The organism is Acidovorax sp. GW821-FHT11A03 (genome assembly GCF_058809075.1).
The window spans coordinates 50860-72111 of the sequence record NZ_JBXASG010000013.1 but is presented as its reverse complement, the minus strand read 5'-3'; the positions used below and the strand labels follow the sequence as shown (position 1 = coordinate 72111).

The following is a 21252-nucleotide window of genomic DNA, read 5'->3' as shown; positions in this document are numbered from 1 at the left end:
CAGCGGCCAATTTGATCTGAAACTCATCTGAAAGGACCTCCCCATGACCCGTGAAGTCGTCGTCGTTTCCGCAGTGCGCACCGCCATCGGCACCTTTGGCGGCAGCCTCAAGGACGTGCCCCCCACCGAGCTGGGCGCGCTCGTGGTGCGCGAATCGCTCGCGCGTGCCAACGTGGAAGGCAAGGACGTGGGCCACGTGGTGTTCGGCCACGTGGTCAACACCGAGCCCAAGGACATGTACCTCTCGCGCGTGGCCGCCATCCACGGCGGCTGCGGCGAGGGCACGCCCGCCTACAACGTGAACCGCCTGTGCGGCTCGGGCCTGCAGGCCATCGTCAACGCCAGCCAGTCCATTTTGCTGGGCGACACCGACGTGGCCATTGGCGCCGGTGCCGAGAACATGAGCCGCGTGCCCTTTGCCAGCCTGAACATGCGCTGGGGCGCCCGCATGGGCGACACCAAGATGGTGGACATGATGATCGGCGCGCTGCACGACCCCTTCCACAACATCCACATGGGCGTGACGGCCGAAAACATCGCCGCCAAGTGGGGCATCAGCCGCGAAGACCAGGACAAGTTGGCCGTGGAAAGCCACAACAGGGCCGAGCGCGCCACGCAAAACGGCCTGTTCAAGGACCAGATCGTGCCCGTCACCCTGAAAAGCAAGAAGGGCGACGTGTTGTACGCCACCGACGAGCACTTCCGCCCCGGCGCCACGATGGAGGACCTGGCCAGGCTCAAGCCCGTGTTCCAGAAGGAGAACGGCACGGTGACGGCCGGCAACGCCTCGGGCATCAACGACGCCGCCGCCGCCGTGGTGCTGATGGAAGCCGGCGCCGCCAAGGCCCGTGGCGCCAAGCCGCTGGCACGCCTGGTGGCCTATGCCCACGCGGGCGTGGACCCCAAGTACATGGGGATCGGCCCCGTGCCCGCCACGCAACTGGCGCTGAAAAAGGCAGGCCTCACGGTGAACGACCTCGACGTGATCGAAGCCAACGAGGCCTTTGCCGCGCAGGCCTGCGCCGTCACCAAGGACCTGGGCCTGGACCCGGCCAAGGTCAACCCGAACGGATCGGGCATCTCGCTGGGCCACCCCATCGGCGCGACCGGCGCGCTGATCACCGTGAAGGCGCTGCACGAATTGCAGCGCGTGCAGGGCCGCTACGCGCTGGTGACCATGTGCATCGGCGGCGGCCAGGGCATCGCCGCGATCTTCGAGCGCATCTGACCCGTGCCGCCCGGCCTTGCCATCGCCAGTGGCGATGTTGCCACCCTGTATCGGCAAGGCCAGCCCCGCGCAGGATCGGCGATCATCCGTGGGTGCTGGCACCAAGACCAGCAGAGCGGAGCGCGCCTGCGCGGCCGCCTGTCCATATTGAACCGACGGAGACATCTCTCACCATGATTCGCACCCTGCTTTCCTTCACCGCCCTCGCCTTCGCCGTGGGCACCACCGCGCACGCCCAGGCCCCCGCACCGGCTGCGGCCTACCCCACCAAGCCCATCCGCCTGATCGTGCCCTTCCCGCCCGGCGGCGGCACCGACATCCTCTCGCGCCTGGTGGCCACCAAGCTCACCGAGAGCGCCAAGTGGACCGTGGTGGCCGACAACAAGGCGGGCGCCGGCGGCACCATCGGCATCGGCGAGGCCGTCAAGGCGGCCCCCACGGGCTATGACCTCGTGATGGGCCAGAAGGACAACCTCGTGATCGGCCCCTGGCTCTACAAGAACCTGCCCTGGGACCCCACCAAGGACCTGACCGCCGTGGCCCACGTCGCCTACACGCCCGTGGTCATCGCCACCAGCGTCAACTCCAAGTACAAGACCCTGGCCGACGTGGTGGCCGCCGCCAAGGCCGCGCCCGGGACCATCACCTATGGCTCGCCCGGCAACGGCACGTCCATCCACCTGGCGGGCGACCTGTTCGAGAAGGCCGCGGGCGTGAAGCTGAGCCACATTCCCTACAAGGGATCCAATCCCGCGCTGATGGATGCGCTGGCGGGCAATGTGGACCTGCTGGTCTCGTCCCTGCCCTCGGCCATGGGCCAGATCAAGTCCGGCAAGCTGCGCCCCCTGGCCGTGACCTCGGCCAAGCGCAGCTCGTCCCTGCCCGAGGTGCCCACCGTGGCCGAGTCGGGCTTCAAGGACTTCGACGTGAGCACCTGGTACGGCGTGTTCGCCCCCGCCGGCACGCCGGCCGCCGTGGTGAGTGCCATCAACGCCGAGATCAACAAGCTCCTGGCCACGGCCGACATGAAGGCCGCCATCCATGCCCAGGGCGCGGAGCCGGAAGCCATGTCCGCCGCGCAGTTCGGCACCCTGCTCAAGACCGACTACGCCAAGTGGAAGGGCATCGTCGAAGCCTCGGGCGCGAAGATTGAGTGACCCCCTGAGGCGCTTCGCGCCTTCCCCCTGAAGGGGGACGCAGCCGGTGGCCTGGCAAAGCCAGATCCACGGGTGCACTGGCGAAGGGCGTGCCTGTTCCACGAGCTGTGGAATGTGGGATGCGCTGGTGCGCGGCGCCATCGAGAACTGAAATGAAGAACGGCTCCTTTCGGAGCCGTTCCTCATGGGGGATGGCGCTCAGTCCCTCACGACCAGCACCGGGATGTGCACCACGCCCAGCACGCGCTGCGTGACGCTGCCCAGCACCAGCTTTTCAAGCCCGCGGCGGCCGTGCGAGCCCATCACGATGAGATCGGCGCCCGTGCTTTCCAGCGCGCGCAGGATGCCTTCATGCACTGCGTGGCCTTCGCCCACCACGGTGGTCACCGGCACGCCAGCCTCGGCCATGGCCTTCTTGGTGGCATCCAGGGCGCTGTTGGCCTCGGCGGTGGCCGCGTTGATGTACTGGGCCTGGCCGTAGGCGAAATCAGCCCCCACGCCCGTGAAGGGATAGGGATCGACCACGTAGACCGCCGTCACGGCGCTGCCAAAGGTCTTGGCCAGGGCCGCGGCCTTGGAGACCGCGAGCATCGAGGTGTTGGAACCGTCGACTGGAACCAGAATGTGCTTGAACATGGTGCTTCTCCTTGAGTTGAGTGTGGGACCTGGCTTGTGGCCCGGCCATGGACATCAGTTTGAACGCCCACCATACCGCGCATCTTGATTCGCATCAAATCGGACGCACTCCCTTGCCGGCGTTCAGCGGCCCGCAGGGGCCTGCCCGACCACATCCGCCCCCTGGAAACCACCCCGGCGGCAGGTGACCACGAGGGTGTCGCGATACCCCCCCTCGGCCAGGGGCTGGATGGGTGTGGATTCATGGATCATGCGCGCGTCGTCCAGCAGCAGCAGGGACCACGGCTCGGTCAGCGTGAAGCGCTGGCCGCTGGGGCCCGCCGCCTCGAACACCCGCGTCTCGCCGCCCTTGATGCCCTCGCGCCCCACGAGGAACACGGCCACCAGGTCGACGCCGTCGCGGTGGGCGCCCTCGGGGGTGGGCCGGCCAATGCCGTCGGTGGTGTCGATGCGGAACTGGTGGGCCTCGACGAACCAGGATGCAGGCGCCTCGGAGCGCGCAAACACGGCATCGGACACCCCGGCCAGCGCTGCCAGCAGCTGCTGCCACACCGGCCGGGCGACGGTGGCGGGCTCCATGGGGGCAAACCAGCGCTCCATGCCGCCATGCAGCGCGTTGTACTCCACAGGCTGCCAGTGCGCGCGGTGCGGCACCTGCCGCACCTGCCCGTCCTGCACCACAAAGCAGGCATGGCGGCGGCGGCGGTAGCGCCCGCCGTCCTTGAGGAAATCATCGGGGGGCAGCCCCGCCCAGTCGCCGTTCAGGCCCAGCAATTCCGGCAGGGCGCAGCCCGTCCAGCGGGCCACGTCCGCCGGCGACAGGACGGCAAAGCCGTTCTGCCGCAGCTGGCTGGCGACATCCTGGGGGGCGGTGAAGGGGGGAGAAAAAGTGACTTGGGCCATAGAGGCCCGAGCTTAACCGCTGGTGCCGGCACCGCGTCTGCGATGGCGCAAACGCGGTGCAGCGCGGCGCGGCCTTGCAGGAAGGTGCGCCGCGCGGTCCGTCAGTCAGTCAGTCGCGGTGGCCATGTCCATGGCCCTTGCCATTGTTGCCGCGGCCCCGGTCATGGTCGCGGTCCTGCTTGCCGCCGTGGCGATGGTCGTCATCCCACCGGCGGTCATCGCGGCCAGGGCCCCGGTGCGGAGGGCCACGGCGTGGTGGCGGCTCCTGCACGAAGTACACCGGCTGGCTGCACGCGTTGTAGCGCGCACAGTGCTTGCCCCAGTTCTTGGCATGGCCGGGCGGCACGTAGAGGTAGATCGGCGAGCGCGGCACCACGACCGCGGGGCGGTGGATGATGACCGGCTCGGCATACAGCAGCGGCGGCGGTGGCGCATTGCCGATGTTGATGCGGCCGTACACGCCGGGGGCCAGCTCGCCGCCCACCGTGGCATTGATGTAGGTCTGCGCATGCGCGCCGCCCGCCGCGGCGAGCAGCAGCGCGGCCGCCGCGCCAGACAGGAGGAGACGGATCGTGGACATCGTGGTCATGGTTGTGGTTTTCATCGGGAACTCCTTGCTTGTACCGCCCGGAACAGCACACGATGTGCGGCTGCGGTGCGCGGACCCTGATTTGTAACAAAGCCCGCCCTACCCTAAACCCGAATCCGCGCAAAAGATGTAAGCAAATGGCGACAGAACCGGGCTGCCCGCCGCCGCCCCACGCCGCCTGAAGCAGGTTCATCCGGCGGCCCGGCGTGCCCGGCAAATGCGTGCAGCCGCCGGGCTTGGAGTAGCATGTGCCACCACCCGCTTCGGTCCAGGAGACAGCGATGCCCCACGAACGCCGCCACTTTGTCCGCGTCGGCTTTGACGCGCCGGCCTTGCTGACCACGTCCACCGACGCCTTCAGCGTCCACGTGCAGGACCTTTCGCTCAAGGGCGCGCTGCTGGTGGCACCCGCGCAGGCGAACCTGCAGACCGGCATGCTGTGCCAGCTGACCATTCCCTTGGCCGAAACCGGCAACCACATCGCCATGTCCACCGAGGTCGCGCACGTGGAGGGGCTGCACACCGGTCTGCTGTGCCGCGGGATCGACCTGGACAGCGTGACCCACCTGCGCCGCCTGATCGAGCTGCAGCTGGGCGACCCCGCACTGCTCGAACGCGATCTGGGCGAGCTGACCGCGGCCTCCTCCCTTTCCTGAACAAGCGACGGCCCCCGGCGCCGAAGCCGGCCGGGCTTGCGGCAGGCGCAGGCACAGGCAGGCCCCGCCCTTGACCGCGCCGTGCCTGCCCGGGCTCGGCATGGCGACGGCATCCATCACGGCATCCATTCATTGACACTCATCAATTGACGTTCCGGCGGCACGCGCCATAATAGATTCATAAAACATGAATCTTTAAGCGCCATGCAAGACCAAGCAACTACCGCAGCCACCATCGACGTGCGCGCAATCGCCCCCCGCGAGCGCCATCCGTCCATTTTTCTCGCCTTTGGCAAGCTGGCTGCCGGGCAGGCCATGGACCTGGTCAACGACCACGATCCCCGGCCGCTGTACTACCAGTTCCAGGAAGAACTGCCGGGCCAGTTCACCTGGAGCTACCTGGAGAACGGGCCCGCACAATGGCGCGTGCGCATCCAGAAACAACGCGCCCCAGGCCACGGCAGCGGGCAATGCTGCGGCGCCTGCGGCGGTGCGTAGCCCGGGCCGGGGCCCTACCGCCATGGCACTCCCTATCGGCATGGAAGAACCGCGCCCCGCCCCGTCCCGGCGGTTGGCCCTGTTCGCGCTCGGTTTCCGGCCGTTCTACCTGCTGGCAAGCGTGTTCGCAGCGCTGTCCGTTCCCTTGTGGGCGCTGCAGTTCTCCGGCGCGCTGGGCCGCCCCTATCTGGCGGGCCCGCTCTGGCATGCCCACGAGATGCTGTTCGGCTTCGCGCTGGCGGTCATCGTGGGCTTTCTCTTCACCGCCGGCCGCAACTGGACCAACCTTCCCACCCCGACGGGATGGCGCCTGGGTGCGCTGGCCGCCCTGTGGGTGGCGGGACGGATTCTGGTGCTCACACCCTTCGCAGCCACGGCCGCCGTGGTGAACGTGGCGTTTCCGCTGGCCGCGGCGGCCAGCCTGGGCATTGCGTTCTGGAAGGCGCGGAACCAGCGCAACTATTTCTTTGTGGCGCTGCTCCTGCTGCTGGGCGCCGCCATGCTGCTTTTCCATCTGTCGCAGCTGGGCGTCTTTCCCGTCCCCGCAGGGCTCGGCATCCGGATCGCGCTGGACGTGGTTCTTTTCATCTTGGCCGTCATGGGCGGGCGCGTGATCCCGATGTTCACCAACAACGGCGTGGCGGGCGCGCAAGCAACCCGGCGGCCTGCCGTGGAAAAGGCCGCGCTGGGATCGGTGCTGGCCCTGCTCGCCGCGGACGCCACGGGCCTGGGCGGATGGCCACTGGCCACCATCGCGGCATTCGCCTGTCTGGCTCACACCTGGCGCTGGGCGCTGTGGCAGCCCTGGACGGCGCTGCGCGTGCCGCTGGTCTGGGTGCTGCACATGGCCTATCTCTGGATTCCCGTGCACCTGCTGCTTCGCTGCCTGGGCGACCTGGGCCTGGCGGCCTCCTCCCTGGCCACCCACGCCCTGACGGTGGGCGCGGTGGGCGGTCTCATCATCGGAATGATGACGCGCACCGCGCGCGGCCACACGGGGCGGCCCCTGCGCGCGGACCGCTGCGACACCGCCTGCTACCTGCTGGTGCTGCTGGCCGCCGCCGTGCGTGTGGCGGTGCCGCTCGCCAGCCCCGCGCAGACGGTGCACGCCAGCCTGCTGTCCGCCGCCCTCTGGTCGGCAGGCTTTGCGCTGTACGCCGTGCGCTACTGGCCGGTGCTGTCCCGCCCACGGGCCGACGGCTATCCGGGGTAGCGGCCGTGCGCCGCGCCGCCGTCAAGGCCATCTCCACTCCGGCGCCAGCCCACCGGGTCCGTGGTGCGTGCGTGGGCGCGTGCGCGCGGCTGGCCGTGCCCTCCCTCATGCCGGTGCGAAGAGGTAGTCCTGCAGCTCCAGCCGGCTTTGCACGCCCAGCCGTGTGTAGATCTGGCGGCGGTGGTAGGTGGTGGTGTTCTCGCTGATGCCCATCCGCGTGGCGATCTGCGCCTCGGGCAGGCCGCGCGCGAGCCAGTACGCAAGCTCGTGCTGGCGCTGCGGCAGGCCCAGCGCGCGCAACGCGGGCAGCAGCTGCGCCACGCGCGAGACCCGCTGGGTGATGTGGATGCCCGCCGCCCGGCCTTCGCCGGCCGCGGCGGCCATCAGTGTCGCGCGCAGCGAAAACGCGCCGCTGGCGTTGCGCAGGTCCAGCTGCGGCGGCGCGCGGACGCTGCCCCCCTGGCGGGCATGTTCCAGGCGCTGCAGCAGCGCCTGGAGCGCGGGCGGCAGTTCGGCACGCCGGTACCAGCGCGGCCCGAACGCCAGCGCCATCAGCCGGTCGGCCTGGGGCGATGTCCACAGCAGCTGCCCTTGCGGCGAGGCCACCAGCATGGCGCTTTCATGCACCACGCTGTCGTGCGCATCCACTTCGCCGGGCTGCAGGATGCGCGCCAGCCACGGCTCCAGCCGGGCCAGCAGGGCTGCGTCCTCGGCCCCGAAGCGCGGCGCCTGCGGCCTGCGATACAGCTTGAGCGCGCCCACGCCCGCCCCCTGTGGCGTGCGCAGCACCAGGCTCAGGCAGTCCAGCAGTTCCGCAGGGCGCAGCGCCAGGTTGTAGAAGTCGCTGCGCAGCAGCTCGCCCATCGGCACGGTGATCAACTGCTCCATCACCTGCGGCCCATGGTCGTCGCGCACGGCGGCGGCGAAATCGTGGGCGCTGCGGCGGATCACCTTGTGCTCGCTCGCCCTCACCTGCGGCTCGAAGTACAGGTGCATCAAGTCACGCGCCAGCGATGGCTCGATGTACACATCCAGCGCGCCGTCGCTGCCAGGGTGGAAGTAGCCGCTCGTGTCGAAGGCGATCAGGTGGTGCAGCTCATGCAGCAGGGGTTCGATGAGCTGCGGACCGTTGACGTCCAGACAGGCCAGCTGTTGCAGGCGCGCCAGGGCGCGCCGCTGAATACGGGAAAAAGGCATGGAGTAGTTGAGTTATGTGCCACAGCGCATCCAGGCAATGCGTGGAGGCAAAGCTAGCACACCGGCCCCCCACAGCAACCCACCCCCAGGGGTGGGGCGCGGCGCCCCGGGGACGCATGGCCTCTGCTTTTTGGCGCCGGGCCCGTGGTGGCGCGGCGCCCCGACCGGGCCGCCATGCAAGGTTTCAGCGCGGCCACGAACCGCCGCGTGTCTCTTTGGGGGTACCCGCCCCCCCCGCAAGCCGCGCAGCATCCTCGCGGTTTCTTTAGAACAGGGATGAGGGTGACTGCCGTTCCCACTGGGGGGAAGGCTGCAGCTCGCCAAAATGGCTTGTCTCGGATTCAATCGCATCCTCGACCAGATGCAGCAGGTGCGCTGCCCGCAACTCATCGTGCGGGTCGCGCACACCGGTGAAGTCGTGCCGCTCCACGCGGATGGACAGGCCTTCGAAGTTGGGATCGGTTTCTGGCAACCCCTGGGCCAGGGCCTCTATTCGCTCGAAGGCCTCGTGGGCGACCGTCGGCGCGACGGTGATGGTGATGGACATACCGCACCTTCCATTCTGGGCGCTGCGGTACTTACGGCGAACTGCCCAGCTCCGGTCGCAACCAAGGTTTGTCCCCATCATGCGCGGACAGGGCGAACAATGGTTTCCCCCATACCCCTGCGGACAGCGTGGTCGGCCTTCCAGAGGCAAAGCATCCACCGTCCGCTGCAAGGGTCCCGCCCTGCGGACAGGCCCGGCTTGCTCTCGCTGATTGCGCGCGCCACCAAACCCGCTCCCGCCAGGCCTTCCCTTCGCGCCGCTGCGGGACATATCCATCCAAATACTGTATATTTACACAGTATTCGTATTTCCCTGGAGCGAAAACATGAAAACCGCCGCGCTCAGCCACGCCCTCCCCTGCTGGCTTTTTGCCGGAGCCACGACGCCCCTGCTCGTGGGCCTGTTCGCCGTTGCCCTCGTGCTGCGCAGGATTTGGAAATGGGCATGACCTCCGCACGCCCGGCCCTCCCACGTCATGGCTTGTTGTGCGGCGCCTTGGGGTCGTCCTGAGCCTGGTGGACCGGGTTCACGCCCCGACGGACCGCTGAGCCCTGCCGCCGGCTCTGGCCGCCGGCCTGCTGTTGCTGGCCTGACTGACTGACTGGCTGGCTGACTGCCGAATGGCCAGGATGCTCCTAATTTGATAGCTTATGGCGCTTGATGCACAAGTGCCAGCGTGCCAAAACACCTCAGACAATATCGCCCACCGCCAGGCACTCGAGCAGCTCCGCCCGGCTCGCCACGCCCAGCGCCGCATAGAGCTGCCGCCGGTGGTAGACCACCGTGTTCGCGCTGATGCCCATGCACCCGGCGATGCGCGATTCGGGCAGGCCGCGCGCAAGCCAGTAGGCCAGTTCGCGCTGGCGCGGAGGCAGGCCGGTGCGGCCGAGCGCCTCCAGCAGGCGGGCCGCGGGGGCCACGCGCTGGGTGATGTGCAGGGCCACGGCCTCGCCGGGGCCGGTGGCCGCGGCCAGGGGCGCGGCGCGCAGGTGGAACGCGCCGTGGGCGTTGCGCAGCGCCATTTCCGGCGCGGGCGCACCGGGCAGGCGCAGGCGCTGGATGAGCAGCTGCAGCGCATGCGGCAGCGGCGCGCGGCCCGCGCCGCGCCAGCGCCAGCCCAGCGCCTGGGCCATGAGCGCCTCGGCCTCGGGCGAGGCCCACAGTGGCTGGCCCAGGGGCGTGGCGACGAGCACGCCCTCGCGCAGCACCTCGCCGCCCGCGTTCACGCCGCCGGGCCACAGCGTGCGCGCCAGCCACGCCTGCAGCCTCGCGAGCATGGCGAGGTCCTCGTCGGCAAAGGGCCGCGCCCCGGGAGGGCGGAACAGGAACAGCATGCCCACACCCTGGCCCATGCCCTGGCCTTGCGGCGCGCGCAGCGGCAGGCTGAGCCAGTCGGCCACGCCGGCGGGGCGCATCACCACGTTGTAGTAGTCGCTGCGCAGCAGCTCGGCGGCGGGCACGCGCAGCATCTGCGCCAGCGACTGCGGGCCGCGCGGGTGGCGGGCGATGTCGTCGCCGTGCTGCAGCACGTTGTGAAAGACCCGCGCCTCGCTCGCCAGGATGCGCGGGTCGAAGTGGTCGGGCACGGCGGCCTGCACGGCGGGGTGTTCCATGTGCACGTCCAGCTCGCCGCCCGCACCGGGGTAGAAGTAGCCGCTGGAGTCGAAGCCGATGAGCGCGTGCAGCGAGGCGAGCACGGGCGCGATCAGCTCCGGCCCGCTCGCATCCAGGCGGGCGAGGTGGCGCAGGTGCGCAATGGCGTTCGTCGCCTGGTGGTGCGTGGGCATGGAGGGCCGAATCTATCGGCCCCGCGCGCCGCGCGGCCTACCCCAGGGGGGTAGTTGTCGATGGGGGTGGCAGCAGCCGCTCGGCCAGCCCCTGGCGGCCCTGCACGCCCAAAGCGTCGTAGAGCTGGCGGCGGTGGTAGGCCACGGTGTTGATGCTCACGCCCATGCGCTCGGCGATCTGCGACTCCTGCGCACCGCGCACGAGCCAGTAGGCCAGCTCGGCCTGGCGCCGGGGCAGGTCCTGCGCGCGCAGGTGGGCGAGCAGCCGGGTGCCGCGCGGCACCCGGCGGGTGATGTGGATGGCGGCCGCCTCGCCCGCCCCCGCCACGCCCGCCAGGCGCGTGGCGCGCAGCGAGAACGCGCCGTGGGCATTGCGCACCGCCACGTCGGGCAGCGGCGCCTCGCCGTCCGTGGCGGGCCAGAACAGGCGCTGCACCAGCAGGCGCGCCACGTCCGGCAGATCACTGCCGCCGCCCGCGCGCCAGCGCGTGCCCAGGGCCAGCGCCAGCAGCGCCTGCGCCTCGGGCGACATCCATTGCAGCCGCCCATCGGGCGACACGACGAGCAGGCCCTGACCGCAGACCTCGCTGTCGCCGCCGGCCTCGCCCGGATCCAGCGGCTGCAGCGCGCGCGCCAGCACGGGTTCGAGGCGGCCCAGCGCGGCGGCGTCCTCGGGCGTGAAGCGCCGGTCCGCCTCGCGGCGGTACAGCCACAACATGCCGACACCCTGGCCCGCGCGCGTGTGCAGCGGCAGCTTCAGGCCATCGCCCACGTCGCCGGGGCGCAGCACCGCGTTGAAGAAGTCGCTGCGCACCAGCTCGGACAGGGGCACCTTGGCCATCTGCGGCAGCATCAGCGCGCCGCGTTCCACGCGCAGCGCCTCCTGAAACAAGCGCGCACCCCGGTGCATCACCCGCGCCTCGCTCGCCAGGATGCGCGGGTCGAAATAGTCGGGCATCGCGGCCTGCAACACGGGGCTCTCCACGAACACCTCCATCTCGCCGCCCGCGCCGGGGTGGATGAGGCAGCCCGCGTCGAACCCGATCAGGTGGTGCAGCTCGCCCAGCACGGGCGCGATGGCGTGCGGCCCGGTGGCATCCAGGCAGGCCAGTTGCCGCAGATGGGCGGCGGCTTGGGTGGCGCGGCGGGGCGTGGGCATGGTTTTTTTCACGAAAGCGCGAATGTAGCGCGCCGCGCCGCCGCACGACTACCCCGCCGGGGTGGGGCCGCACGGGCGGTGCGCCCCTAGCCTTGCGCGCATCCCCACGGCGGGCCGGCCCGGCTGCCTGGATACATCGACAGGACGTGCGCAAACAAGGATGCCACAGCGGCCTTGCCATGGTGCAAACGTCTTTCCGGAACCCGTTCTTGCGTAAATCCTCATCGAATTTGATAGCTGCCAGCGCTTGTACAGCAAGCGCTTCCGGCCATTTTTACTTCAAACCAAAACCTTGTCCTCGTGAACACTGCCATGCCCCTTGCCATCACCCACACCCTCGCCGCGCTGGCGCTGGTCGCCACCACCGCCAGCGCCTGGGCGGCGGGCGCCGCCGACCCGGCGCACTTTCGCCTCACGCCCGCGCTGCTGGACCGCATGGAAGCGGCGGCGGCCGAGCTGCGCAAGCTGCCGCAGGCGCCCGGGAGCAGCGGCGATGAGGACGACGACGACGCCGAGTCGGTCGAGGACCTCGCCCGCAAGCTCGACGCCCACCCCCAGGTGCGCGCCGCGCTGGCGCGCCAGGGCCTGACCAGCCGCGAATACGCCACCGCCACGCTGGCCGCCCTGCACGCGGGCATGGCGCTGGCCGTGGAGAAGGCGCCCGGCGCCCAGCCCGCGCCAGGCTTCACGCCCGAGCAGCGCGCCAACGTGGAAGTGATGCGCGCGCGCCGCAAGGGGCGCCCTTGAGCGCTCTGTTTCACGTCCTGTTCCCAACGACAGCACATCCAGAGGAGTGCTTCTTTCCACGCCCGGCCACAGCCAGCCCTGGTGGCGCGCACCCGACGCCCCCGTCACCTACCTCGGCGACGAGGACGAACGCTCCATCGTCGCCAAGGACCAGCGGGCGCGATTGGAATCACTCCTAATTCGATAGCATCCAACGCTTGACAAATAAGCGCCGGTGGCACTTTTCAACCACAACCCATGACATACACCATGCACCACCCCCTGCGCCACTGGCTCGCAGCCGTGCTGGCCACTGCCGCGGCCTGCGCGGCGCAGGCCGCGCCGTTCGCCATCACCAGCACCGGCACCATCGACCAGTCCACCTTCGCCGAAATCCGCGATGGCGAGCGCTACGCCGTCACACTGGTCTACGACAACGGGGGCAATACCGCCCAAAGCCAGACATGGCGGCCCGCCGACCTCAGGTGCGTCATCTGGCGCATGAACAACGCCGCCAACGTGGTCTACACGCAGGCCAGCTTCAACGGGGCGCAGTTCTCGGGCCCCTTTACCGCCACGGATGCCAGCGGAGCGCTGCTGCCCAACGGCTTGAACATCACCAGCCTGGCCAGCAACAACAACCCCTACACCGTCGATGGCTTGGTGCTCGCCACCGCCCCGAGCTGGAATGCCGAGTTCAGTGGGAGCATCAATACTTTCAGCGAGGGCATATCGGGCGGTCGGAGCTTCCGGCAGCTCAATCTGGGCCTGCGCATAGGCACCACCAACCCCGTCGCCGTCGCCAGCGACTGCGAGGCGCCGCCGCTGCCGCCCGGCGTGCCCACCCAGGCCGCCGCCACGCCCGGCGATGGCGAAGTGACCGTGCGCTGGCAAGCACCCGTGGGCGGCGCGGTGAGCGCCACGCCGGTGAGCTACACCGTCACCGCCCTGAACCTGAGCGCCGTCAGCGGCACCTGCACCGCGCCGCACCCCGCCACCAATTGCACCGTGAGCGGCCTGAGCAACGGCACCAGCTACCGCTTCCTCGTGAGGGCGGCCGCAGCGGACGGGTCCATCTCCCCTCCTTCATTGGCCTTCGCGACACCCAGCGCCAATCCCGCCCCTGGCGCCCCCACGGGCGTGACGGCCCAGCCCGGCAACGGCCAGATCACACTGAACTGGCAGGCACCCGTGGGCGGCACGCCGCCCGTGAGCTACACCGTCACGGCCAGCCAAGGCGGCGCCAGCTGCACCGTGCCAGCGCCCACCACCCGCTGCACCGTGCCGGGCCTGACCAATGGCACGGCCTACACCCTCTGGGTGACGGCCACCGGAGCCAATGGCAGCGTGTCCGCCACCTCGTTCCCGCTGGTCATCGCCACGCCCCGCGCGATGCCTCCAGGCCCCGGTGGGGCGCAACCCGTGCCCACCCTGTCGCAGTGGGGCGTGCTGCTGCTGAGCGCGCTGGTACTGCTGGCAGTCGTTCGCCGCCGTGCCATCCACTCCTGATTCGATAGCTGCCAGCGCCTTTCCAGAAAAGCGCTGGAGCCACTTTTGACCACAAAAAAGAGGATCTCACCCCCATGCACTCACCCACCCACCACCACCGCAGAGCCCTGCGGCGCCTGCTGCATGCCAGCGCGCTGTGCCTGGGCATGGCCGCCGCCCATGCGGGCTGGACCCCCATCGCGCCCATGGACGAGGCCCGCACGCTGCACACCGCAACCCGGCTGGCCGATTCCACCGTGCTGGTGGCGGGCGGCGACACCGGCAACGTGGATGGCGGAAACAACCCCATCGCCCTCGCCACCACCCGCCTGTACAACCCCGCGGCCAACACCTGGAGCAGCGGCCCCGACCTGCCCAGCCCCCGTTTCGGCCACACCGCCACCCCGCTGCCCGGCGGCAATGTGCTGCTGGTCGGCGGGCGGGAGGCCGGCCCGGTGAACAGCGCCAACGCCAACAGCCTCCTCTACAACCCCCTGACCAACACCTTCGCCGCCAGCACGGGCCAGCTGACGCTGCGCCGCTCCCACCACACCGCCACGCTGCTGCCCAATGGCACCGTGCTCGTGGTGGGCGGCCGGGGCATCGCGGGGCAGGAGGCGCTGTCCTCCGTGGAAATCTTCGACCCCGTCACCGGCACCTGGTCCAGCGGCATCGACCTGCCCGCCCGCAGGCGCGAGCACACCGCCACGCTGCTGCCCGATGGCCGCGTGCTGGTGGTGGGCGGCTACGACAACGGCAACATCGCCGCCCAAAGCGCCTACCTGCGCGACCCCGCCACGGGCGCATGGACGGAGGTGCCCGTGCCCGCCCTGAACACCTTCTACCGTGCGCGGCACACCGCCACGCTGTTGCCCGATGGCCGGGTGCTGGTGGCAGGCGGCAACAGCCACGTCACGACCACCCTGGTGTTCAACCCCGCCGACAGCACCTGGGCGGCGGGCCCGAATCTCCCCGCTTTCGAGTTCGGCGGCAACAGCGCCACCCTGCTGCCTGGTGTCCCTGGCAACGTGCTGGTGGCAGGGGGCGACAGCGCGGGTGGCGCCAGCGTCATCGCCTCGACAGTCTCCTTTGCCTCCGGCCCGGGTCAAGCCACCCGGCAGCCCGACTTGGTCACCGCCCGCCGGGGCCACACCGCGACCCTGCTTGCTGGCGGCCAGGTGCTGGTGCTGGGCGGGGAAACCACTGGCGACGCCGTCACGAACACCGGCGAGCTGTACACCCACACCGCCCCCCTGCCCCCCGCCAACGTCACCGCCCAGCCCGGCAACACCCAGGTCACCGTGCGCTGGCAAGCCCCCGCAGGCACCGGAACCACGCCCGCCCACTACACCGTCACCGCCCAGCCCGGCGGCCGCACCTGCACCGCCAACTACCCCGCGACCAGCTGCACCGTGACGGGGCTGACCAACGGCACGCCCTACACCTTCACCGTTGTCGCTTCCGCCCTGGGCGGCATCGACTCGGCCCCCTCGGCGCCGCCCGCCGCCGCCACGCCCAGCGCGGCGGCCCCCGGCGGGCCGGGCAACGCACAGGCCGTGCCCACGCTGTCGCAGTGGGGCGTGCTGCTGCTCAGCGCGCTGATGCTGCTCGCAGGCGTGCGCCTCCGCGCTGTGGGCTCCTGATTCGATAGCTGCCAGCGCAGCCCCGACAAGCGCCGGCAGGGTTTCACAGGCCAGCAGCAGGGCGCCGGCAATTGCCAGCCCCCCTCACGCACAGGGGCGGCCGTGGCCACCGCGCAGAGCACGCCCGGAGGCTTGGCCAACCACCGCCGGTGTCGAGCAGACCCGCACTGGCCAGGCAGACCGGGCTCCCTGTGGGCTCTCTGTGAGCGCCTTTTCTTTTGCCTGGAGGGAAGCGGGTGTGCAAGCAGCCGCAAATCTGCGCGGATCCCGCTCAAGAGGGCTGGGAGGGAAAGACGGTCAACCAACCGATCAGCGGTCAAGCGCTGGCCGAGAGGACCGGGGTGGAGTGCTTGCCAAAGGTGCCGCCCGGCACCGAGCGACGGCGCTCCGGGTGTCTGCGCTATAACTCGGCTTTCCCCATCTCTTTGCATCGAGAGCCACCACCATGAACCGCGCCGAACTCGTTGACATCCTGGCCTCCAGGAACAACCTGTCCAAGACCGCTGCCAATGCGGTGCTGGAAACCCTGATCGAAGCCGTCCAGACTGCCGTCAAGAGGGGCGACGCCGTTCAACTGGTGGACTTTGGCACCTTCAAGTCCGCCAAGCGCGCTGCGCGCACGGGCAAGAACCCATCGACCGGCGCGGCGCTGAAGATCCCTGCCAGCACGGTGCCCAAGTTCGTGCCCGGCGCCAGGTTCAAGGCGGTGGTGGATCCCAGGGCGGCCCAGCGCAAGGCTGAAAAGGCGGGCAAGTAAGCCTGCGTCCGTCGCGCTGGCCCATGGCCGGCGCGGTCCTGTCTCTTCAGACGCCAGGAGTTTTGCGCGCAGTGCGCGCAACCCTTGCGCTTCCTTGTGTTGTGTGTCGAGACGACCGGACTCCTTCCATCCTGTGCCCCTTCCCATGAAGCTTTCCGCATTCCAGTCCATCCGGCGCGAGACCGCAGGTCTTTGGCTGGGGGTGCTGGGCGTGGCGTTTTTTGGCATCACGCTGCCCGCCACGCGCCTGGCCACCGGCACGGTCGATGCGCCGCAGCTGTCCCCCTGGTTCGTGACGCTGGGGCGCGCCGCGCTTGCGGGCATGCTGTCCGTCCTGTTTCTCGCGCTCACCAGGCCGCCCTTGCCCACCCGGGTTCAGTGGAAGCCGCTCGGGATGGCCGTGCTGGGGAACCTGCTGGGATATCCCTTGCTGCTGGCCTATGCCCTGCGCACCGTGACGGCTGGCCATGCGGCAGTGATCACGGCCCTGCTGCCCCTGGTCACCTCGGTGTGTGCCGCCTTGGTGCTGCGCCAGCGCGCGCGCCCGGGGTTCTGGGTTTGTGCCTTGCTGGGCAGTGCGCTGGTGGTGGCGTTCTCGGCGCTGCGGGCGCACAGTGCTGGCGGCCATGGGTTGGGCTTCGAGGTCGCGGATCTGCTCCTGGTCGGGGGCGTCATTGCCGCCTCCGTGGGGTATGTCTACGGGGCGCAGGTGACTCCTGCACTGGGTGCCGAGCGTGTGATCTGCTGGGTGTGCGTGATGGCCCTGCCGGTGACGTTGCCCGCCACTTTCCTGTTGTGGCCCGCGCAATCCGTGTCGGCGACTGCGTGGGCGGGATTCGTCTATGTGGGAGTGTTTTCCATGTGGGCCGGGTTCTTTGCCTGGTACCGCGGCTTGGCGCTGGGGGGTGCGCTGCGCGTGGGCCAGGTACAGCTCTTGCAGCCGTTCTTTGCCATTGCGGCATCCATACCGCTGCTCGGTGAACCGGTGGATGCCACCACGCTCGGGTTTGCGCTGGCGGTGGTGGCGACCGTGGTGGTGGGGCGAAGGTTTGCGTGACACGGTCGCTGCCAGATGCGTCCCGGGCCGCCGGTGCAAGCCGGTCATGTCGTCAGTGTCGCGCCCTGCGGGGTGCGTGCAGATCACGTACCATCCGCCCATGAATTCCTTCTCGAACGCATTCCGGGCCGAAGTCGTGCGCATGGCGCGCAAGGAGCTCAAGCCTGAGTTGCAGAGCATGCGCAAGGCGATCACGAACCACCGCTCGGAGATCGCTGCCCTGAAACGCGAAGTCAAGTCGCTCGCTTCGCAGCTCAAGGCTGCGAAGCGTCAGCCCCCCGTGGCGGAAGAAACCCCGCCTGTTGCCAAGAAGGCCATCGCACAGGGGTCGAAGGCGGAGTTCCACCCCGAGGTCGTCCGGCAGATGCGCGCCGCATTGGGCATCACCCAGGCGCAGATGGCGCAGTTGCTCGGTGCCTCGCAGTTGTCCGTGAGCCGGTGGGAGTCGGGCAAGGCGCGTCCTCGGGCTGCGCAGCTGGCGCGCATTGACGACCTCCGGAGCATGGGGCCGAAAAATGCCCGGCGAAAACTGGGGCACGCCTGAAGTCAGTCGAGAACCTGCCTCAGCGCACGGTCTCCGTCTCCACCACCATGTCCAGCACGTAGGCGTAGGCCGATGCATCGGCCGGCACGTTCTGGCGCTTGAACCGGTTCACGCGCAGCACCGTGCGGGTGCCGCTCTCGTGGGCAAAGCCCTGGATCTCGTCGTAAAACAGGCTCCATGGGCCTTCCGACTGCTTCACGCCGTCAGCGGAATAGCGGATCTCACGCACGCGCAGGCATTGAGCGCCCTTCATCACGCCGTGGCTGCAGGCCGCCCGCTGGGGCGCGACCTCCAGGAACAGTCGTTCGCCTGCGCTGCCGTACAGTGTCTGCGGCGTGGGCGTGCCCGCCAGTTCCCAGCGGCTGCCGTCGCCAAAGTGCAGGACCATGCGCGGCTGTGATGCCCCGCCGGGCAGCAGATCCAGGCGCTGGGCACCCGGCAGCTGGGCCAGCACCTGCTGCTCCAGGGCCATCAGCGCGCTGTCGGGGCAGGCGCGCAGCGTGCTGGTGGGCCGCGCCAGCTGGATGCGATGGCCGTCGAGCTGGTATGCGGCTCCCACGGCATTGCAGAGGTTGCGCACCAGAAGCTGCCCCTTGTCGAACTGCAGCCGGACGGGCGCGCGGCCGTCCAGGCGCCAGTGGGCGGCCGCCCGCCCCTGGCTGTCCACCGCGGACGTCACATCCCACACATGGGACTGCACTGCGCCCGGCAGGCTGGCAGGCGGAAAAGGCTCTGGCATGGGTGCTTTTGGAGGTGGTGCAACCGTGGCACACGCCGACAGCAGCAGGGCTGCAGCGAAGGTGGTCGCAGCCCGAAGGGGTAGCCAGGGGTGATCAAGTTTCGTTGTCATTGCAAAGGGTTGATTTCTGATGGGTGGAGTGCCCGCACACAAGCTGCGGGGCCGTGAACAGGGGCCATGCCAAGGGGGCGGCAAAGTGCTTTCGATGCCCGCGCTTCCAATTGGTTCACGCCGGGGGGTGTCACGGCTTGCATGGCTTTGACCTTGTGGGCATCGGGAACACCTTTCGCGCCGCCCTGGCGCTGCTGCCAGCCGCCCGTCGCTTGACGGTCGGCCACGCCGACTCCTGGGCCCCACAACTTGCGCCAGGTGGCCAAGCCGGTGGGTGCCGCGTTATGCTTACCCATCAATCGCCGAGGTCTGAGATGCGAAGCCTGAGCTCCTGGTCGTCGGAAAATCTGCCTGAATCCATGCGGTTGCGGGGCTGGCGCGATGCGCTGCATGCCGAAGTGCTGGAGATGGACGCCTTGCCGCTGCAGCGAGACGGTTTCTTCGGCAGCATTGAGCGCTGCACGCTTCACTGCATCCTGCCGCACCAAGCACGGGGTGCGCCGCAGAAGGTCCTGCGCTCCGCCGCAGAGATAGCCCGCGGCCCGCGCAATGCCTACTACCTGCTATCGCAGCCCCAGCTTCCATGGCGCGCCGTACACGTGGGCCGCACGAGCATTTTGCAGCCCGGGGATTCCATCCTCATCGACTCTCGCGAACCCTACGAGTTCGACTTTGGCGCTGGCCTGGACGACCTGTCGGTCGAACTGCCCATTGATTGGGTTGAGCGGTGGCTGCCCGAGCCTTCGCGGCTCATTGGACGCCCGCTGCGGGGCGACGCTGGCTGGGGACTGGCGCTGCGTGGCATCAAGGAAGCGTTGGTCCCTCGCGGCCTTGTGGATCGACCCTGCTCCCAGGACGAGTTGATCGAAGACCAGTTGGGAGGACTGCTGTCACTGCTGGACGATGTCGATGGTGCGCAGCGCCCCGCCATGCAGGTGGCCTACGAACGGTCCCTCCAGGTCATGCGCGCCCGTTTCATGCAGCCTGGGCTGACAGCGGCAGAGGTTGCAGCCGATGCCGGCTTGTCGCTGCGCACGCTGCACCGGGCGATGGCCGCGCAAGGCCAGGGATACCTGTCCACGCTCATGACCCTGCGCGTGGAGGCGGCAGCGGGCTTGCTCGCTCAGCCGCGGTTTCGCCGGCTGGGGGTGGGCGAGATTGGCCGGCGCTGCGGCTTCACCGATGCGTCGCATTTCGCTCGCCAGTTCCATCGGCAACGCCAGATGACGCCACAGGCTTTCCGGGCGCATGCATTGCGCTGACAAGGCAAGCCGTCGCTGGCACATGGCGGCCAGAGACCTGGCGTGATACGGCCAGCCGCAGCGCACTTCGTTTCCTAGACTTTCCTCGCTGACGCCCGCAATGCTGCGGCGTTGAAGCGAGTGACCAAAAATTCCCAGGAGACAACATGAACATGAAAAATGCGCTCGACGAAATTCTTGCCGACGGCGTGAAACGAGGTCACGCACCGGGCGTACTGGCTCTCGTAGCCGATCGGGACGGCATCCTGTACGAAGGAAGCGCCGGTGAGCGCCAGTTGGGAGGCGGTGCGGCCATGGGCCCCGACACGGTGTTGTGGATTGCTTCAATGACCAAAGCGATTACTTCGGTAGCCGCCATTCAGTGCGTCGAGCGCGGCCTGCTGGACCTCGATGCGCCAGCTTCCCGTGTGGTACCTGCCATTGGCGCGCTGGGGGTGTTGACCGGTTTTGACGCGCAAGGGCAACCGATCACCCGCCCGCCGAAGCGCCCGATCACGCTGCGGCATCTGCTTTCGCACAATTCCGGCTGCAGCTACGAGATCTGGAACCCCGACATGCAAAAAGTGCAGGCGGCGCTCGGCATCCCCGGAACCATCGACTGCCGCTTGAAGGCGCTGGAACTGCCTCTGGTGGCCGACCCGGGCGAGCGTTGGGAGTACGGCATAGGCATCGACTGGGCCGGCCGCATGGTCGAGGCCGTGACCGGCCTCACGCTGGGTGAGTTCATGCACCAGAACCTCTGGGGGCCGCTGGGCATGACCAGCACGGGCTTCCATATCACGCCCGACATGCGCCAGCGCCTTGCCGGCGTACACCTGCGCGGCGAAGACGGCGCCTTTGCCCCCTTCCCTTTCGAGATCACTCAGGAGCCCGAGTTCCACATGGGAGGTGGCGCGCTCTACAGCACCGCAGGCGACTATGCCCGCTTCATGCGCATGGTGCTCAACCTCGGCCAACTAGACGGCGAGCGTGTACTGAAGCCGGAGACGGTGGTCAGCCACCTGATGCTCAACCAGATCGGCAACGCGCGGGTGAGCCTGCTCAAGGCTGCCATCGCGCTGACCGCCGACGCGGAGTTCTTCCCGGGCCTGCGAAAAACCTGGAGCTTGGCATTCCAGATCAATGAAGAGGAAGCCCCTACGGGCCGCCCCGCAGGCAGCCTCTCGTGGGCCGGCCTGGCCAACAGTTTCTTCTGGATCGATCCGCACACCGGCATCGCCGGACTGCTGGCGACCCAGACCTTCCCTTTCGCGGATGCAAGGGTCATGGATCTGTTGTACGCCTACGAGAAAGGCGTCTACGACGCCCTGCGCCGGACAAGGAAGGGATAACGGACAAGGTCGTACCGCCAGCGC

22 protein-coding genes are annotated in these 21252 nt (G+C 69.1%); 14 read left to right on the top strand and 8 right to left on the bottom strand.

Features of this window, described 5'->3' with window-relative positions:
* Positions 1-43 precede the first annotated feature (43 nt).
* Both bktB and AC1RVY_RS26045 read left to right on the top strand, forming a co-directional pair.
* Positions 44-1228 carry a beta-ketothiolase BktB gene (gene bktB / locus AC1RVY_RS26050; RefSeq protein ID WP_218338730.1) on the top strand — a complete coding sequence of 395 codons (1185 nt, stop codon included), beginning with the start codon at positions 44-46 and terminating at the stop codon, positions 1226-1228.
* 173 nt (positions 1229-1401) lie between these two features.
* Positions 1402-2385 carry a tripartite tricarboxylate transporter substrate binding protein gene (locus AC1RVY_RS26045; RefSeq protein WP_218295243.1) on the top strand — a complete coding sequence of 328 codons (984 nt, stop codon included), beginning with the start codon at positions 1402-1404 and terminating at the stop codon, positions 2383-2385.
* A gap of 198 nt (positions 2386-2583) precedes the next feature.
* Here AC1RVY_RS26045 and AC1RVY_RS26040 read toward each other — a convergent pair whose 3' ends face one another.
* The 3 genes from AC1RVY_RS26040 to AC1RVY_RS26030 all read right to left on the bottom strand — a co-directional run bounded on the left by AC1RVY_RS26040 (position 2584) and on the right by AC1RVY_RS26030 (position 4528).
* Positions 2584-3021 carry a universal stress protein gene (locus tag AC1RVY_RS26040; protein WP_218295244.1) on the bottom strand — a complete coding sequence of 146 codons (438 nt, stop codon included), beginning with the start codon at positions 3019-3021 and terminating at the stop codon, positions 2584-2586.
* A 123-nt stretch (positions 3022-3144) separates the two neighbouring features.
* The gene (locus AC1RVY_RS26035; RefSeq protein ID WP_218295245.1) at positions 3145-3924 is read right to left on the bottom strand and encodes a 2OG-Fe dioxygenase family protein; all 780 of its coding nucleotides are present in this window, start codon (positions 3922-3924) and stop codon (positions 3145-3147) included.
* Between the two features lie 109 nt (positions 3925-4033).
* Entirely contained in the window at positions 4034-4528 is a 495-nt protein-coding gene (locus AC1RVY_RS26030) for a hypothetical protein (RefSeq protein ID WP_218338732.1), read from the bottom strand.
* 266 nt (positions 4529-4794) lie between these two features.
* Between AC1RVY_RS26030 and AC1RVY_RS26025 the strand changes: the two genes are divergently transcribed.
* From AC1RVY_RS26025 to AC1RVY_RS26015, 3 genes are all read left to right on the top strand, one after another.
* On the top strand, positions 4795-5169 hold the full coding sequence (locus AC1RVY_RS26025; protein ID WP_218295247.1) for a PilZ domain-containing protein: 375 nt from the start codon (positions 4795-4797) through the stop codon (positions 5167-5169).
* Positions 5170-5373: 204 nt separating this feature from the next.
* Positions 5374-5667, top strand: coding sequence for a DUF2249 domain-containing protein (locus AC1RVY_RS26020; RefSeq protein ID WP_218295248.1), 294 nt, complete (start codon positions 5374-5376; stop codon positions 5665-5667).
* A gap of 22 nt (positions 5668-5689) precedes the next feature.
* Positions 5690-6880 carry an NnrS family protein gene (locus tag AC1RVY_RS26015; RefSeq protein ID WP_492809024.1) on the top strand — a complete coding sequence of 397 codons (1191 nt, stop codon included), beginning with the start codon at positions 5690-5692 and terminating at the stop codon, positions 6878-6880.
* Between the two features lie 105 nt (positions 6881-6985).
* Here the strand turns inward: AC1RVY_RS26015 and AC1RVY_RS26010 are convergent, their stop codons facing one another.
* Complete coding sequence (locus AC1RVY_RS26010) at positions 6986-8077, bottom strand: helix-turn-helix transcriptional regulator (protein ID WP_218295250.1); 1092 nt, start codon at positions 8075-8077, stop codon at positions 6986-6988.
* Between the two features lie 265 nt (positions 8078-8342).
* Positions 8343-8624, bottom strand: a complete 282-nt coding sequence (locus AC1RVY_RS26005) for a hypothetical protein (RefSeq protein ID WP_492809021.1) — start codon at positions 8622-8624, stop codon at positions 8343-8345.
* Positions 8625-8949: 325 nt separating this feature from the next.
* On the opposite strand from AC1RVY_RS26005, the gene AC1RVY_RS26000 reads away from it, so the two are divergent.
* A complete protein-coding gene (locus AC1RVY_RS26000) occupies positions 8950-9072 on the top strand; it encodes a hypothetical protein (RefSeq protein ID WP_255590824.1) in 123 nt (40 codons plus the stop codon).
* 241 nt (positions 9073-9313) lie between these two features.
* On the opposite strand, the gene AC1RVY_RS25995 is transcribed toward AC1RVY_RS26000, so the two are convergent.
* Together AC1RVY_RS25995 and AC1RVY_RS25990 are read right to left on the bottom strand one after the other, a co-directional pair.
* Positions 9314-10411 carry a helix-turn-helix transcriptional regulator gene (locus AC1RVY_RS25995; protein ID WP_492809019.1) on the bottom strand — a complete coding sequence of 366 codons (1098 nt, stop codon included), beginning with the start codon at positions 10409-10411 and terminating at the stop codon, positions 9314-9316.
* A gap of 37 nt (positions 10412-10448) precedes the next feature.
* On the bottom strand, positions 10449-11570 hold the full coding sequence (locus tag AC1RVY_RS25990; protein WP_492809017.1) for a helix-turn-helix transcriptional regulator: 1122 nt from the start codon (positions 11568-11570) through the stop codon (positions 10449-10451).
* Positions 11571-11882: 312 nt separating this feature from the next.
* Here AC1RVY_RS25990 and AC1RVY_RS25985 point away from each other — a divergent pair, with 312 nt between their 5' ends.
* From AC1RVY_RS25985 to AC1RVY_RS25960, 6 genes are all read left to right on the top strand, one after another.
* Entirely contained in the window at positions 11883-12317 is a 435-nt protein-coding gene (locus tag AC1RVY_RS25985) for a hypothetical protein (RefSeq protein ID WP_369644013.1), read from the top strand.
* Positions 12318-12554: 237 nt separating this feature from the next.
* Entirely contained in the window at positions 12555-13805 is a 1251-nt protein-coding gene (locus AC1RVY_RS25980; protein ID WP_492809015.1) for an IPTL-CTERM sorting domain-containing protein, read from the top strand.
* Between the two features lie 74 nt (positions 13806-13879).
* The gene (locus AC1RVY_RS25975) at positions 13880-15427 is read left to right on the top strand and encodes an IPTL-CTERM sorting domain-containing protein (protein ID WP_492809013.1); all 1548 of its coding nucleotides are present in this window, start codon (positions 13880-13882) and stop codon (positions 15425-15427) included.
* Positions 15428-15872: 445 nt separating this feature from the next.
* The gene (locus AC1RVY_RS25970; RefSeq protein ID WP_492809011.1) at positions 15873-16184 is read left to right on the top strand and encodes an HU family DNA-binding protein; all 312 of its coding nucleotides are present in this window, start codon (positions 15873-15875) and stop codon (positions 16182-16184) included.
* Between the two features lie 145 nt (positions 16185-16329).
* Complete coding sequence (locus tag AC1RVY_RS25965) at positions 16330-17241, top strand: DMT family transporter (RefSeq protein ID WP_492809009.1); 912 nt, start codon at positions 16330-16332, stop codon at positions 17239-17241.
* A gap of 100 nt (positions 17242-17341) precedes the next feature.
* Positions 17342-17785 (top strand): helix-turn-helix domain-containing protein, encoded by a 444-nt coding sequence (locus tag AC1RVY_RS25960; protein WP_218295259.1) that lies wholly within the window; start codon positions 17342-17344, stop codon positions 17783-17785.
* A gap of 19 nt (positions 17786-17804) precedes the next feature.
* Here AC1RVY_RS25960 and AC1RVY_RS25955 read toward each other — a convergent pair whose 3' ends face one another.
* A complete protein-coding gene (locus AC1RVY_RS25955; protein WP_255590827.1) occupies positions 17805-18524 on the bottom strand; it encodes an META and DUF4377 domain-containing protein in 720 nt (239 codons plus the stop codon).
* Positions 18525-18949: 425 nt separating this feature from the next.
* Here AC1RVY_RS25955 and AC1RVY_RS25950 point away from each other — a divergent pair, with 425 nt between their 5' ends.
* Complete coding sequence (locus tag AC1RVY_RS25950) at positions 18950-19897, top strand: helix-turn-helix domain-containing protein (protein ID WP_492809006.1); 948 nt, start codon at positions 18950-18952, stop codon at positions 19895-19897.
* A 146-nt stretch (positions 19898-20043) separates the two neighbouring features.
* Entirely contained in the window at positions 20044-21228 is a 1185-nt protein-coding gene (locus tag AC1RVY_RS25945) for a serine hydrolase domain-containing protein (RefSeq protein WP_369644018.1), read from the top strand.
* Positions 21229-21252 lie beyond the last annotated feature (24 nt).

Excerpts from the sequence above, each read along its gene's own strand:
- bktB (WP_218338730.1), top strand. The coding sequence starts at position 44 with ATGACCCGTGAAGTCGTCGTCGTTTCCGCAGTGCGCACCGCCATCGGC.
- AC1RVY_RS26045 (WP_218295243.1), top strand. The coding sequence starts at position 1,402 with ATGATTCGCACCCTGCTTTCCTTCACCGCCCTCGCCTTCGCCGTGGGC.
- AC1RVY_RS26040 (WP_218295244.1), bottom strand. The coding sequence starts at position 3,021 with ATGTTCAAGCACATTCTGGTTCCAGTCGACGGTTCCAACACCTCGATG.
- AC1RVY_RS26035 (WP_218295245.1), bottom strand. The coding sequence starts at position 3,924 with ATGGCCCAAGTCACTTTTTCTCCCCCCTTCACCGCCCCCCAGGATGTC.
- AC1RVY_RS26030 (WP_218338732.1), bottom strand. The coding sequence starts at position 4,528 with ATGAAAACCACAACCATGACCACGATGTCCACGATCCGTCTCCTCCTG.
- AC1RVY_RS26025 (WP_218295247.1), top strand. The coding sequence starts at position 4,795 with ATGCCCCACGAACGCCGCCACTTTGTCCGCGTCGGCTTTGACGCGCCG.
- AC1RVY_RS26020 (WP_218295248.1), top strand. The coding sequence starts at position 5,374 with ATGCAAGACCAAGCAACTACCGCAGCCACCATCGACGTGCGCGCAATC.
- AC1RVY_RS26015 (WP_492809024.1), top strand. The coding sequence starts at position 5,690 with ATGGCACTCCCTATCGGCATGGAAGAACCGCGCCCCGCCCCGTCCCGG.
- AC1RVY_RS26010 (WP_218295250.1), bottom strand. The coding sequence starts at position 8,077 with ATGCCTTTTTCCCGTATTCAGCGGCGCGCCCTGGCGCGCCTGCAACAG.
- AC1RVY_RS26005 (WP_492809021.1), bottom strand. The coding sequence starts at position 8,624 with ATGTCCATCACCATCACCGTCGCGCCGACGGTCGCCCACGAGGCCTTC.
- AC1RVY_RS26000 (WP_255590824.1), top strand. The coding sequence starts at position 8,950 with ATGAAAACCGCCGCGCTCAGCCACGCCCTCCCCTGCTGGCTTTTTGCC.
- AC1RVY_RS25995 (WP_492809019.1), bottom strand. The coding sequence starts at position 10,411 with ATGCCCACGCACCACCAGGCGACGAACGCCATTGCGCACCTGCGCCAC.
- AC1RVY_RS25990 (WP_492809017.1), bottom strand. The coding sequence starts at position 11,570 with ATGCCCACGCCCCGCCGCGCCACCCAAGCCGCCGCCCATCTGCGGCAA.
- AC1RVY_RS25985 (WP_369644013.1), top strand. The coding sequence starts at position 11,883 with ATGCCCCTTGCCATCACCCACACCCTCGCCGCGCTGGCGCTGGTCGCC.
- AC1RVY_RS25980 (WP_492809015.1), top strand. The coding sequence starts at position 12,555 with ATGACATACACCATGCACCACCCCCTGCGCCACTGGCTCGCAGCCGTG.
- AC1RVY_RS25975 (WP_492809013.1), top strand. The coding sequence starts at position 13,880 with ATGCACTCACCCACCCACCACCACCGCAGAGCCCTGCGGCGCCTGCTG.
- AC1RVY_RS25970 (WP_492809011.1), top strand. The coding sequence starts at position 15,873 with ATGAACCGCGCCGAACTCGTTGACATCCTGGCCTCCAGGAACAACCTG.
- AC1RVY_RS25965 (WP_492809009.1), top strand. The coding sequence starts at position 16,330 with ATGAAGCTTTCCGCATTCCAGTCCATCCGGCGCGAGACCGCAGGTCTT.
- AC1RVY_RS25960 (WP_218295259.1), top strand. The coding sequence starts at position 17,342 with ATGAATTCCTTCTCGAACGCATTCCGGGCCGAAGTCGTGCGCATGGCG.
- AC1RVY_RS25955 (WP_255590827.1), bottom strand. The coding sequence starts at position 18,524 with ATGCCAGAGCCTTTTCCGCCTGCCAGCCTGCCGGGCGCAGTGCAGTCC.
- AC1RVY_RS25950 (WP_492809006.1), top strand. The coding sequence starts at position 18,950 with ATGCGAAGCCTGAGCTCCTGGTCGTCGGAAAATCTGCCTGAATCCATG.
- AC1RVY_RS25945 (WP_369644018.1), top strand. The coding sequence starts at position 20,044 with ATGAACATGAAAAATGCGCTCGACGAAATTCTTGCCGACGGCGTGAAA.